This window comes from Nocardioides sp. URHA0020 (assembly GCF_000620705.1).
GTDB lineage: Bacteria > Actinomycetota > Actinomycetes > Propionibacteriales > Nocardioidaceae > Nocardioides.
The window spans coordinates 1-12305 of the sequence record NZ_KK211167.1; the positions used below are offsets into that span (position 1 = coordinate 1).

Consider the following 12305-nt stretch of genomic DNA (forward strand, 5'->3'; position numbering starts at 1 on the left):
CGCGGAAGAGCACGACGCGAAGCGCCTCACCATCCTCGGGCGCAGACTCCTCGAGGTCATCGCACCCGACCTCGCCGACCAGCACGAGTCCGACCTCCTCGAGAGAGAAGAAGTCAAAGCCGCACAAGCGTGCCGGCTCACGATGAGCGATGACGGGCACGGCAAGGTCCACGGACGGTTCACGTTGCCCGCCCTGCAGGCAGCCGAGCTGAAGAAGATGCTCCTCGCGCTCGCCGCACCCAAGCACCTCGCCGCCACCCACGGCCCCGGCGTCGAACGCAGACCCGGACCCGAGCGGATGGGCCGAGCGTTCTGCGAGCTCATCGACCACATCAGCGCGAAAGACCTCCCGCAGGTCGGAGGGCGGGACGCGACGATCGTGGTCACCATCAGCCTCGACACCCTCCTCGGCCGGCTCGAGAAGGCCGGGGTCCTCGACACCGGCGAGCGGATCAGCCCAGCCGCAGCCCGCCGGCTGGCGTGCACCGCGAAGATCATCCCCGTCGTCCTCGGCGCGGACTCCGAGGTCCTCGACGTCGGCCGAGCCAGACGGTTCTTCACCAAGGCGCAGCTCACCGCTATCAGTCTGCGCGACGGCGGCTGTGTGGCCGAGGGCTGCGACTGGCCGCCCTGGATGTGCCACGCCCACCACTGGACCAGATGGACCGACGGCGGCCCTTCCGACCTCCACAACGCCGGCCTCCTCTGCCCCCACCACCACGCCCGAGCCCACGACCCGACGTACGAGATGACCCGACATCCCCACGGCAGAGTCGCCTTCCACCGGCGGACCTAGAGTCTGCTCGTGCCGTTCACCCTGAGCCATCCCGCCGCGGTGCTGCCGCTGCGCCGACTCGGCTTGCCCATGACCGCTCTGGCGATCGGCTCGATGGTTCCCGACGTGCCGCTCTTCCTGGGGTGGAGCCGGGGCTACCAGGTGACGCACGGCCTGGTGGGCGTCGTCACGGTGGACCCCCTGCTGGCGGTGTTGGTGATCGCGTTCTGGTTCGGCTTGGTCCGCGACGTGCTGGTCGAGCTGTCGCCCGACGTCGTTCGCTCCCGACTGGCGCCGCACGTGCGATGGACGACGCGGCTGTGGCTGCTGGCGCCGGTCGCGGCCGCCCTCGGCGCGCTGACGCACGTCGTCTGGGACACCTTCACGCACCCGGGCCGCTGGGGAGCCGACCAGATCGGCTGGCTGCACACCGAGCACGCCGGTCTGGGGGGCGCGAAGTGGGCGCAGTACGCCTCCGGCATCGTCGGGCTGGCGATCGTGACCTGGTCGGTGGTCGCCCACCTGCGGGCGTCGGTGCCGATCAGCTCTCCCGCGCCGAGGTCGCGCTGGGCGTCGTTGGTTGTGGCGACGATCGTCGCGAGCGGCGCCGTCGCCGGACTGGTGACCGCGCTCGCGCACGCGCCCGGCCTCCACGCGATGGCGTTCAACGCCGCCGTGAACGGCATCATCGCGGTCGTCGTGAGCACCACCGCGGTGTGCGTCGTCTGGCGCGCCGTGCGGCCTAGCCCCGGGTGAGCCGCACGTCCAGCCGGCTGGCGAGCTCGTCGTACGACGTCCCGAACGTCTCGACGACCACGACGTCCGCGTGGTCCGGGCGGCCACCGACCTCGAAGACGGCGACGTCGGTGTAGACCCGGGAGACGCACCCCACGCCGGTGAGCGGGTAGGTGCACTCCGGCACGAGCTTGGGCGTGCCGTCCTTGGCGAAGAGGGTCATCAGCACGTAGACGCTCTTCGCGCCGATGGCGAGGTCCATCGCGCCGCCGACGGCCGGGATCGCGTCGGGGGCACCGGTGTGCCAGTTCGCCAGGTCACCGCCCGCGGAGACCTGGAAGGCACCCAGGACGCACACGTCCAGGTGACCGCCGCGCATCATCGCGAACGAGTCGGCCTGGTGGAAGTACGCCGCTCCCGGCGGCTCGATCACGGGGATCTTGCCGGCGTTGACCAGGTCGGGGTCGATCTCGTCACCGCGCGCCGCGCGGCCCATGTTGAGCATCCCGTTCTCGGTGTGCAGCACCACCCCGGCATCGGCGTCCAGGTGGTCGGCCACCAGCGTGGGCTGGCCGATCCCGAGGTTGACGTAGGCGCCGTAGGGGATGTCGCGGGCGACGCGGGCCGCCATCTCGTCCTTGGTCAGACTCACACCTGCACCACCCTGTCGACGTAGATCGACGGCGTCACGACCGCCTCGGGGTCGAGCTCGCCGGTCTCCACGATCGAGGTGACCTGCACGACCGTCGTCCTCGCCGCGGTCGCCATCACCGGACCGAAGTTGCGCGCGGTCTTGCGGTAGACCAGGTTGCCCATCCGGTCGGCGCGGTAGGCGCCGACCAGGGCGACGTCACCGCGGATCGGGTACTCCAGGACGTAGGTCCGCCCGTCGATCTCACGGGTCTCCTTGGGCCCCTCGGGGCCCTGGGCCAGCGGGGTGCCGACACCGGTCGGGCAGAAGAAGGCGCCGATCCCGGCCCCCGCGGCGCGCATCCGCTCAGCGAGGTTGCCCTGCGGCACCACCTCGAGCTCGATCGCGCCGGAGCGGTAGAGAGCGTCGAACACGTACGAGTCCGCCTGGCGCGGGAAGGAGCAGATCACCTTGCGCACCCGGCCCTGGGCCAGCAGGGCCGCGAGGCCGGTGTCGCCGTTGCCCGCGTTGTTGGAGACGATCGTCAGGTCCGTGGCGCCCTGCTCGATCAGCGCGTCGATCAGCTGCACCGGCATCCCGGCCAGCCCGAACCCGCCGACCAGCACCGTCGACCCGTCCGCGACCCCGGCGACCGCCTCGGCCGCGGTGTCGCAGAAGACAGCCGTCATGACACGTTCTCCAGCACGAGGGCCAGTGCCTGCCCCACCCCGATGCAGATCGCGGCGACGCCGTAGCGTCCGCCGGACTCGACCAGGCGCGCGGCGAGCGTGGCGATGACCCGGCCGCCGGACGCGCCGAGCGGGTGGCCGATCGCGATCGCACCGCCCTTGGCGTTCACGATCTCCGGATCGACCTTCCATGCGTCCACGCACGCCAGCGACTGCACCGCGAACGCCTCGTTGAGCTCCACCGCCGAGACGTCCGCCCACGTGATCCCGGCCCGGGCCAGCGCCCGCTCAGCCGCCTCGACCGGCGCGTAGCCGAACATCGGCGGCTCCACGGCCGAGACCCCGCGCCCGGCGATCCGAGCGATCGGCGCCCGACCGATCGCCGCGGCGGCACCCTCCGACCCGAGCAGCACGGCAGACGCCCCGTCGTTCAGCGGCGAGGCGTTGCCCGCGGTGATGGACCCGTCGGGGCGGAACGACGGCTTCAGACCGGCCAGCCTCTCCACGGTCGACCCCGGCCGGATGCTCTCGTCGCGGGTCAGCTCGACGCCGTCGACCGGCACGACCAGGTCGTCGTAGAACCCGGCACGCCACGCCGCGTCGGCCCGCTCGTGCGAGCGCGCCGCGAACTCGTCCTGGCGCTCCCGCGAGATCGAGAACCTCTCCCCCAGCAGCTCGTTGGCCTCGCCCAGCGACACCGTCCACTCCACCGGCATCCGGTCGTTGACCAACCGCCAGCCCAACGTCGTGGAGACCGCCGTGACGTTGCCGGCGGGGAAGGCACGTGACGGCTTCGGCAGCACCCACGGCGCCCGCGTCATCGACTCCACCCCACCGGTCAGCACCACCTCCGCATCACCCGACTCGATGGTCCGCGAGCCGATGATCGCGGCATCCAACGACGAGCCGCAGAGCCGGTTGACGGTCGTGGCCGGCACCGAGACCGGCAACCCGGCCAGCAGCACCCCCATCCGGCCCACGTTGCGGTTGTCCTCGCCGGCCTGGTTCGCACACCCCCAGACCACGTCGCCGATCACGGCCGGGTCGAGGCCCGGCGCCTGCGCCAGCACCCCGCTGATCGCCGTCGCGGCCAGGTCGTCCGGCCGCACCTCGGCCAGGGCGCCGCCGAAGCGACCGAACGGCGTACGCACGGCGGCGTACACGAATGCGGAGCTCATAGGAGTCCTTCCTCGACGAGCACTCCGGACGCGATCCGGAAGGCGGTGTTGGCGTCCGGGACGCCGCAGTAGACGGCGGACTGGAGGATGACCTCCTTGATCTCGTCCACCTCCAGCCCGTTGCGGAGCGCGGCACGCACGTGCATCGCCAGCTCCTCGTGGTGGCCCCGCGCGATCAGCGCGGTGAGCGTGATCATCGAGCGCGAGCGACGGTCCAGGCCGGGGCGGGTCCAGATCTCACCCCAGGCGTACGCGGTGATCAGCTCCTGGAAGTCGCGCGTGAAGTCGGTGGTGCCGGCGATCGCCCGGTCGACGTGCGCGTCGCCGAGCACCTCGCGGCGCACGAGCATCCCGGCGGAGTCGTCGCCCCGGGGCCTCTCGCCCAGGAGGTGCTCCCGCAGCAGCCCGACCACCGCCGACGGCGCCTCGGCCGGCGCCAGGTGGGCGACGCCGGGGAGCTCGACGTACCGGCCGTCCGCGACGCCGTCGACGATCTCGCGCAGCCGCTCGGGCGGCGTGGCGACGTCGGCGCTGCCGGCGATCGCGAGCACCGGCGCCGCGATCTCGCCCAGCCGCCCGCGGACGTCGTACGACGCGAGCGCCGCGCAGACCTGGGCGTAGCCCTCGTCGACCGCGTCCGACAGCGCGTGCAGCAGGGCCGCACCACGCTCCGGCTCGCGCTCGAGGAAGCCGGGCCCGAACCAGCGCTCGGCCGAGGCACCGACCAGCACCGGCGTGCCGGAGGCCCGGACCTGGCCGATCCGCTCGGCCCACGACTCCGGCGAGCCGATCTGCGCGCCGGTGCAGAGGAGCACGGCGGCGTCGACCCGGGCGGGCGAGTCCAGCAGGAGCTGCAGCCCGACGGCGCCGCCGACGGAGTCGCCGGCGTAGCAGAAGGACCCGCCGAGGTCGCCGCGCTGCTCGAGGATGTCGTCGACGACGCGGAGCACGCCGGCCGCCAGCTCGGCCATCGTGAAGGGCTCCTCCGGGACCGACCGGTTGTGCCCGTGCCCCGGCAGGTCCCACGCGAGCACGTCGAAGGCGTCGGTCAGGCCCTCCGCGCAGGCGGTCCACAGGGTGGCCGCGGACGTGCCGAGGGAGGGTCCGAGGACGAGCAGCGGGAGCTCGGCGCGGTGGCGCGCTCCGGTCATCCGGACGGCGGTGATGCTCGGGATCACGGGGTCTCCTCCAGGGTCTGCCGGGCGCGGGCCACGACCGCGTCGACGTGGGCGGCCGCGTCGCCGAGGTAGGCCGTCGCGGGCTCGTGGCCGGCGGCCGCCGCCATCGCGCGCTGCTCGCTGAGGACGGTGTCACCGGCCGCGGCCAGCGTGGCCGCCATCCGGTCGGTGTCCACGACCAGGTCGGCGACCAGGTCGTGGGTCTGCGAGGCCGCGACCAGCGTGCGCCGCACCAGGTCGCGCAGCGTCGCCCACTCGGCGTGCCAGCCGCCGTCGGCCCGGTCGTCGACCTGCTGCGCAGCGGCCAGGTGCAGGGTCGCGGCGAGCTGAGGGGTGGTCAGCGCCGCGCGCCGGACCAGGACCGACAGGGTCGGGTTCGCCTTGCCGGGCATCGTCGACGACCCGCCGCCGGTGCCCTCGGCCAGCTCGCCGATCTCGGGCCGCGACATCACGACGACGTCGTTGGCGATCCGCGCGCAGGCGTCGGTGACACCCGCCAGCGCGTCGCCGATCCGGGTGACCGGCGCCCGCGTCGTGTGCCAGCGAGGTACGCCGAGCGGCACCTCACGACCGAGCTCGACGAGTGCGGCCCGGGTGCCGGCGGCTCCGCCCAGCTGCTGCGGGAAGGCCAGCCGGGCCAGGTCGTCGTCGGCGTCGAGGACCGCCGTGAGCCAGGCTGAGACCCGGAAGCCGAACGTCGTCGGCACGGCGTGCTGGGTCAGCGTCCGGGCCACCATCGCGGTGTCGCGGTGGAGCTCGGCCAGCTCGGCGAGCCGCCCGGCGACCGCGTGCACGTCGCGCCGCAGCGTCACCGCCGCGGCCGCGGCCATCCGCATGAGTGCGGAGTCCACGACGTCCTGGCTGGTCAGGCCGCGGTGCACGTCCGGCTCCTGCTCGCGCAGCAGCCGCACCAGCGGGATCACCGGGTTGCCACCGGACTCGGCGGCGAGCGCCAGCTGGTCGGGGTCGACCGGCGTCGAGATCTCGCGACCGAGCCAGTCCTCCTCCACGGCGAGCAGGGCGCCCACGAAGTCCGGTGTGGAGAAGTGCGAGCCGGCGCGCTCGTCCCCCGGCCAGAACAGGTCCGTCATGGGGTCAGTCTTGCGCGTAGGCGAGGAAGACGGTCTCGTCCTCGCCCTGCAGCCGGATGTCGAACACGAAGCCCCGGTCGTCGGCGCGCGCGGTGGCGCCCGGCCAGTGCTCGGGCGCGGCACCCGGCAGGTAGGCCCGGGTCAGGAGCCGGTCGAGCAGGCCGCGGGCGAACACCGTGATGGCGAAGTACGGCGTCGCGCCGCCCGGACGCAGCGTCGTGAACTGGAAGTGCCCGGTGCGGTCGGTCGCCGCCCGGCCCCAGCCGGTGAACGTGTAGCCGTCGCGGTGCAGCGAGCCCGCGGCGCGCGGGACCGCGCCGTCCGGCCCGGTCTGCCACACCTCGATCAGCGCGTCGGGCACCGGGTCACCCGCCCCGTCGTACACACGGCCGTGCAGCCGGATGGCGTCCGGACGCGTGGGCGGCACCAGGTGGCTGTCGCCGTCGTACGGCAGCGCGTAGCCGAAGAACGGCCCGACGGTCTGGCCGGGGGTGGGTGCGAGCGTCACTGGTCGTCCTCGGTGTCGGCGTCGGTCGGCGTGCGGTGCGAGCCGGTGAGCACGATGTCCCACCGGTAGCCGGTGGCCCACTCGTGCGTCGTGACGTCGTGGTCGTACGTCGCGACCAGCCGGGCGCGCGCCGCCGGGTCCACGATCGACTGGTAGATCGGGTCGAGCGCGAACAGCGGGTCGCCCGGGAAGTACATCTGGGTGATCAGCCGCTGGGTGAACTCCGTGCCGAAGAGCGAGAAGTGGATGTGCGCCGGGCGCCACGCGTTGTGGTGGTTGCGCCACGGGTAGGGCCCGGGCCTGATCGTGGTGAAGCGGTAGGTGCCGTCGCCGTCGGTGAGGCAGCGACCCGTGCCGGTGAAGTTCGGGTCGATCGCGGCCGGGTGCTGGTCGCGCTGGTGGAGGTAGCGGCCGCCGGCGTTGGCCTGCCACACCTCGACCAGCTGGTGCCGGACCGGACGGCCCGCGCCGTCGGTGACGCGACCCGTCACGACCATCCGCTCGCCGACCGGCTCGCCGCGGTGCTGGATGGTCAGGTCGGACTCGAGGGGGTCGACGTCACGCTGCCCGAAGACCGGCGCCCACAGCTCGATGCCCTCGGGGTCCACCTGGTGCGGCGCCTTGGTCGGGTGCCGCAGGATGCTGGAGCGGTACGGCGGGTAGTCGAGCCGGGCGTCGGTCTCGACGACCTGCGCGGCGTCGTACTCCTGCGCGATCGCGTCGATCTCGGCGCTGATCTCGGCCTGGGAGGTGGAGGCGGCGTCGGAGGACGCGCTCGACGCGGCGGCGGCGGCAAGCTCGGTCACGTCGAGGACGGTAGGGGGGACCGGCCGCGCTGACGACGCCCGGCTTCCGGCCAGTGGAACAATCGATCCCATGGCCGGCAACAGCTCCACCCCCGGCGCCACCGTCACGTCGCGGGCGCTGGCCCTGCTCGGCGCGTTCGACGCGCAGCACCGCAGGCTGTCGCTGACCGACCTGGCGGCGCGCGCAGCGCTGCCGGTGCCGACGGCCCACCGCCTCGTCGGCGAGCTCGTGGCCTGGGGGGCGCTGACCCGCACCTCGACGGGCGAGTACGCCGTCGGGCGGCGGCTCTGGGACCTCGGCCTGCTCGCCCCGGTGCAGACCGGCCTGCGCGAGCTGGCCTCGCCGTACCTCCACGACCTGTACGGCGCCACGCTCGCCACCGTGCACCTCTCGGTGCGTGACGGCGTCGACGTGCTGTACGTCGACCGCCTCGCCGGGCACGCGTCCGTCCCGGTCGTCAGCAGCATCGGGTCCCGGCTGCCGCTGCACTCGACCGGCGTCGGCAAGGTGCTGCTCGCGCACGCTCCCGCCGAGGTGCAGCGGGCCGCGCTCGGCAGCCTGACCCGGATCACGCCGTACACGATCACCCAGCCGGGGCTGCTGCGGCGCCAGCTCGCCCGCGTGCTCCGCGACGGCTACGCCACCACCACCGAGGAGATGAGCCTCGGTGCCTGCTCGATCGCGGTGCCGATCCGGCGGGGAGCCGACGTCGTGGCGGCCCTCGGCATCGTCGTGCCGACCCTCAAGGACCGGGCCAAGCTCGTCGGCGCGATGCAGGTCGCCGCCCGCGGCATCGGGCGCTCCCTGGGTTGACGCTGGGTTGACGCGGGGTTGACGCGGGGTTGACGCTGGTTCCACCCAGCGGAAGCACGGGGTGAGCCCACCCACCGCCCCCGACCAGACTGCCGCCATGCGCACCCAGGTCGCCATCATCGGCGCGGGCCCGTCCGGCCTGCTCCTCTCCCACCTCCTCGCCGCCGACGGCATCGAGTCCGTCGTCCTCGAGACCCGGTCGGAGGAGTACGTCGCCGGGCGGATCCGCGCCGGCATCCTCGAGCAGTCCACGGTCGACCTGCTGCGCGAGGTCGGTCTCGGCGACCGGCTGGACCGCGAGGGCGACCCGCACCGCGGCATCTACCTCCAGTGGCCCGGCGAGCGCCACCACCTGGACTTCGTGGACCTCGCCGGCCGGTCGGTCTTCGTCTACGGCCAGACCGAGGTGCAGAAGGACCTGGTCGCGGCTCGCACCGCGGCCGGGCAGGAGATCCACTACGAGATCAGCGAGACCGCGCTGCACGACACCGCGTCCTCGGGCTCGGGGACGGACCGGCCCTCGGTGACCTTCACCGATCGCGCCGGGGTCGCCCAGCGGCTGGAGGCCGACGTGGTGGTCGGCTGCGACGGCTCCTTCGGCCCGTCGCGCCAGACCGTCCCGCAGGCGGTACGGCGCACCTGGGAGAAGACCTATCCCTACTCCTGGCTGGGCATCCTCGCCGATGTCGCCCCGTCGACCGACGAGCTGATCTATGCCCGGCACCCCGACGGGTTCGCCATGCACTCGATGCGGTCGGCGACGGTGTCGCGGCTCTACCTGCAGGTGCCCAACGACACCCGGATCGACGACTGGTCCGACGACCGGATCTGGGACGCGCTCGCGACCCGGCTCGGCCACGGGCAGGACGGCTGGCACCTCACGCCCGGTCCGGTGACCGACAAGAGCGTGCTGCCGATGCGCTCGTTCGTCCAGCAGCCGATGCGGCACGGCCGCCTCTTCCTCGCCGGCGACGCGGCGCACATCGTGCCGCCGACCGGCGCCAAGGGACTCAACCTCGCGGTCGCCGACGTCGCCCTCCTGGCACCGGCCCTGGTGGCCCTGCTGCAGAAGGACCACCCCGGCCTCGCCGACGCGTACTCCGACGCCGCGCTGCGCCGGGTCTGGAGGTGCACCCACTTCTCGTGGTGGATGACGACGATGCTGCACACCAGCGGCGACCCGTTCGACGAGCAGCTCCAGCTCGCGCAGCTGCGCTGGGTCACGTCGAGCGAGGCCGGCGCGACCGGGCTCGCCGAGAACTACGCCGGCCTGCCCATCGGCTACTGAGCTTCCACAGCGTTCGTACAGGAAGTTCCGGGTCCTACTCCCAGGATCGTCGGGTCGACTGAGGACCATGAGCGACCACGAATCCTTTGACGAGACGCGCCCGATCGAGCGCAGCCCCCAGCCCCCGGCGTACGACCCCTACGGCAACCCCTACCAGGACCCGTACGCCGCCCCGTTCCACCAGGCCGCAGCGCAGCCCGCGCCGCAGGCAGCCCGCCGCGCCGCCTGGAGCTGGCGCTCCACCCTCGCCGGTGCCGTCGCCGGTGGCGTCATCGCGGCCTCGGTCGCGGTCCCGGTCAGCTGGGCCTTCGCCCACGGCGGCGGGTCCAGCGTCGCCGACAGCCCGGCCGCCGCCGCGCCCCAGACCCCCCAGACCCCCCAGACCCCGCAGCAGACCCAGCCCGAGACCGGCGACGGCTCCGGTGGCGCGTTCGGGTACGGCGGCCCGGGCCAGCAGGACCAGCAGCAGGACCAGCAGCAGGGCGGCAGCACCAGCAGCCAGGCCGGCAACCAGACCGACGCGACCGCCGACCAGTCCCAGGGCGTCGTCCTGATCGACACCACGACGACCGCCGGCGAGGCCGCGGGCACCGGCCTGGTCCTGGACTCCTCCGGCCTGGTCCTCACCAACTACCACGTCGTCGAGGGCTCGACCTCCGTCAAGGTCACCATCGCGTCGAGCGGCGACACCTACGACGCCACGGTCGTCGGCCACGACCAGACCGCCGACGTCGCGCTGCTCCAGCTCGACGACGCGAGCGGGCTCGCCACGATCGACCTGGACGAGAGCGACGACCCCGCGGTCTCCGACGCCGTCACCGCCGTCGGCAACGCGCAGGGCCAGGGCTTCCTCTCGGCCTCGACCGGCTCGGTCGTCGCGCTCGACCAGTCGATCGACACCCAGTCCGAGGGCACCGTCGCCGGCGAGCACCTCACCGGCCTGATCGAGACCGACGCCTACGTCGTGGGCGGCTACTCCGGTGGCGCCCTGCTCGACGGCGACGGCGAGGTCGTCGGCATCACCACCGCCGCCTCCAGCGGCGGGCAGACCCAGAGCTACGCGGTGCCGATCGAGGACGCGCTCGGCGTCGTCCAGCAGATCGAGGACGGCAACGGCTCCGACGAGGTGCAGGTCGGCCCGTCGGCGTACCTGGGCGTCTCCATCAGCCAGCAGGCCGCCCAGTCGGCCTCGTCCGGCGTCCAGGTCGGCCAGGTCGAGAGCGGCGGCGCGGCCGCCGGGGCCGGCATCGAGGCGGGTGCCACCATCACCGGCATCGACGACACCACCATCACGTCGTACGACGTGCTCAAGTCGGCGCTCGCGACCCGCGAGCCCGGTGACTCGGTGACGCTGAGCTGGACCGACGCGTCCGGCGGCACCCACAGCGCGAAGGTGACGCTCGGAGAGTCGCCGGTCAACTGACCCGGCTTCCGCCGGGTGGCCCCTAGGGTCGGCCCGTGGACGCTCTCCTGGCGGCGGTCGTGGTCGTCACGCTCTGCGTGGCGACCGCGGCCGCCGTTCGTGCGAGACGGCTCGGGCACCCGCTCGGCGCCGGCATCCGCGGCGTCGGTGCGGCGCGCAGCATCGCGACCGGCCTGGCGATCGCCGCCGCCGGCATGCTGGTCACCACCGGCCTGATGGCGGTCGCCGGCGTCGCGCACGTCGACGGGGTCGAGCTGCACGTCGGCGTGCTCCTCCTCGGCGCGCTGGTCTTCACGCTCTCCGCGTACGTCGAGGAGCTGCTCTTCCGCGTCCTCATGCTCGGCGGGCTGGTGCGCCTCACCGGACGCCCGTGGCTCGCGCTCGCCGTCATGGCCGCCATGGTGGGCGCCTTCCACCTCGCGACCACCGCGCACACGACCGCACTGTCAGTGCTCAGCAGCACCCTCGGCGGCGTGATGTACGGCGTCGCCTTCCTCCGCACCGGCAGCCTCTGGCTGGGCGTGGGGGTGCACCTCGGCTGGAACTGGTGGCAGGGCACCGTCCTCGGCTTCACCGTCAGCGGCACCGACGACTACAGCGGGGCGCTGCTGCAGGTGCACCCGGCGGGCGCCGACTGGCTCGGCGGAGGCGACTACGGCCCGGAGGGCAGCGTGCTGTCGCTCGTCGGTCGCCTGGTGATCATCGGGCTGGTCCTGGCCGTCACGGCGGGACCGGGTCGCCCTTCACCCGGTACTTCCAGTAGCTGTAGCCCAGCAGCCCGAGGGCGATGAACCCGGACAGCACCAGGGTGACCCCGGTCGCGGGGCCGCCCACCAGCCACCACGACTCGCGCACCGGCCACCAGCCGGGAGCGGACGGGCTGATGATCCACAGCACCCCGACGGCGAGGATGGCCAGTGCGCCCAGCGCCGAGAGGACGATGCGCAGCCACGTCTCGACCCCCTCGGCGGCGGTCCGCTTGGCGACCCGCTCGACCGGTGCCAGCCGGCGCTCGGCCCACTCGTACTGCTGCGACAGCACGACCAGGCCGGCGAAGAGCATCAGCAGCCCGGGACCGGGCAGCACCAGGGCGGCGATGCCGGCGACCACCAGCGTCCAGCCGACCACCTCCAGCAGGATGCGCCTGAGGGCGGCGCGACCGGAGATAGCCATGCCCCGAGCCTGCCAG

Annotated in this window: 14 protein-coding genes; 6 read left to right on the forward strand and 8 right to left on the reverse strand. The window is 73.4% G+C overall.

The window, feature by feature from the left end; translation table 11 throughout:
- Together N542_RS24030 and N542_RS0108710 are read left to right on the forward strand one after the other, a co-directional pair.
- The coding region (locus tag N542_RS24030; RefSeq protein ID WP_155992936.1) for an HNH endonuclease signature motif containing protein at nt 1-796 on the forward strand (796 nt) is incomplete at its 5' end.
- Nucleotides 797-805: 9 nt separating this feature from the next.
- The gene (locus N542_RS0108710; protein WP_028643596.1) at nt 806-1531 is read left to right on the forward strand and encodes a DUF4184 family protein; all 726 of its coding nucleotides are present in this window, start codon (nt 806-808) and stop codon (nt 1529-1531) included.
- On the opposite strand, the gene N542_RS0108715 is transcribed toward N542_RS0108710, so the two are convergent.
- Genes N542_RS0108715 through pcaH form a run of 7 tightly spaced genes read right to left on the reverse strand, consistent with a single transcriptional unit; the run spans nt 1518 to nt 7591 of the window.
- The gene (locus N542_RS0108715) at nt 1518-2162 is read right to left on the reverse strand and encodes a 3-oxoacid CoA-transferase subunit B (RefSeq protein ID WP_028643597.1); all 645 of its coding nucleotides are present in this window, start codon (nt 2160-2162) and stop codon (nt 1518-1520) included. The genes N542_RS0108710 and N542_RS0108715 overlap by 14 nt on opposite strands.
- Nucleotides 2159-2830: a 3-oxoacid CoA-transferase subunit A gene (locus N542_RS0108720; protein WP_028643598.1), complete on the reverse strand. Its 672-nt coding sequence runs from the start codon at nt 2828-2830 to the stop codon at nt 2159-2161. Before N542_RS0108720 ends, N542_RS0108715 begins: the two co-directional genes overlap by 4 nt.
- Nucleotides 2827-4008 carry a thiolase family protein gene (locus N542_RS0108725; RefSeq protein WP_028643599.1) on the reverse strand — a complete coding sequence of 394 codons (1182 nt, stop codon included), beginning with the start codon at nt 4006-4008 and terminating at the stop codon, nt 2827-2829. The genes N542_RS0108720 and N542_RS0108725 overlap by 4 nt, the downstream gene beginning before the upstream one ends.
- On the reverse strand, nt 4005-5186 hold the full coding sequence (gene pcaDC / locus N542_RS0108730; protein WP_231482576.1) for a bifunctional 3-oxoadipate enol-lactonase/4-carboxymuconolactone decarboxylase PcaDC: 1182 nt from the start codon (nt 5184-5186) through the stop codon (nt 4005-4007). Before pcaDC ends, N542_RS0108725 begins: the two co-directional genes overlap by 4 nt.
- The gene (locus tag N542_RS0108735) at nt 5183-6277 is read right to left on the reverse strand and encodes a lyase family protein (RefSeq protein ID WP_028643601.1); all 1095 of its coding nucleotides are present in this window, start codon (nt 6275-6277) and stop codon (nt 5183-5185) included. Before N542_RS0108735 ends, pcaDC begins: the two co-directional genes overlap by 4 nt.
- Before the next feature lie 4 nt (nt 6278-6281).
- Complete coding sequence (locus N542_RS0108740) at nt 6282-6785, reverse strand: dioxygenase family protein (protein WP_028643602.1); 504 nt, start codon at nt 6783-6785, stop codon at nt 6282-6284.
- Nucleotides 6782-7591: a protocatechuate 3,4-dioxygenase subunit beta gene (gene pcaH, locus N542_RS0108745; protein ID WP_028643603.1), complete on the reverse strand. Its 810-nt coding sequence runs from the start codon at nt 7589-7591 to the stop codon at nt 6782-6784. The genes N542_RS0108740 and pcaH overlap by 4 nt, the downstream gene beginning before the upstream one ends.
- Before the next feature lie 70 nt (nt 7592-7661).
- Between pcaH and N542_RS0108750 the strand changes: the two genes are divergently transcribed.
- The 4 genes from N542_RS0108750 to N542_RS26550 all read left to right on the forward strand — a co-directional run bounded on the left by N542_RS0108750 (nt 7662) and on the right by N542_RS26550 (nt 11907).
- Nucleotides 7662-8405: an IclR family transcriptional regulator gene (locus N542_RS0108750; protein WP_028643604.1), complete on the forward strand. Its 744-nt coding sequence runs from the start codon at nt 7662-7664 to the stop codon at nt 8403-8405.
- Nucleotides 8406-8502: 97 nt separating this feature from the next.
- The gene (locus N542_RS0108755) at nt 8503-9693 is read left to right on the forward strand and encodes a 4-hydroxybenzoate 3-monooxygenase (protein WP_028643605.1); all 1191 of its coding nucleotides are present in this window, start codon (nt 8503-8505) and stop codon (nt 9691-9693) included.
- Between the two features lie 67 nt (nt 9694-9760).
- Nucleotides 9761-11116 carry a S1C family serine protease gene (locus tag N542_RS0108760; RefSeq protein ID WP_051551543.1) on the forward strand — a complete coding sequence of 452 codons (1356 nt, stop codon included), beginning with the start codon at nt 9761-9763 and terminating at the stop codon, nt 11114-11116.
- Nucleotides 11117-11151: 35 nt separating this feature from the next.
- Nucleotides 11152-11907 carry a CPBP family intramembrane glutamic endopeptidase gene (locus tag N542_RS26550; protein ID WP_051551544.1) on the forward strand — a complete coding sequence of 252 codons (756 nt, stop codon included), beginning with the start codon at nt 11152-11154 and terminating at the stop codon, nt 11905-11907.
- Here N542_RS26550 and N542_RS24040 read toward each other — a convergent pair.
- Nucleotides 11837-12289 carry a PGPGW domain-containing protein gene (locus N542_RS24040; protein ID WP_036507153.1) on the reverse strand — a complete coding sequence of 151 codons (453 nt, stop codon included), beginning with the start codon at nt 12287-12289 and terminating at the stop codon, nt 11837-11839. The two genes, N542_RS26550 and N542_RS24040, sit on opposite strands and share 71 nt — an antisense overlap.
- Nucleotides 12290-12305 lie beyond the last annotated feature (16 nt).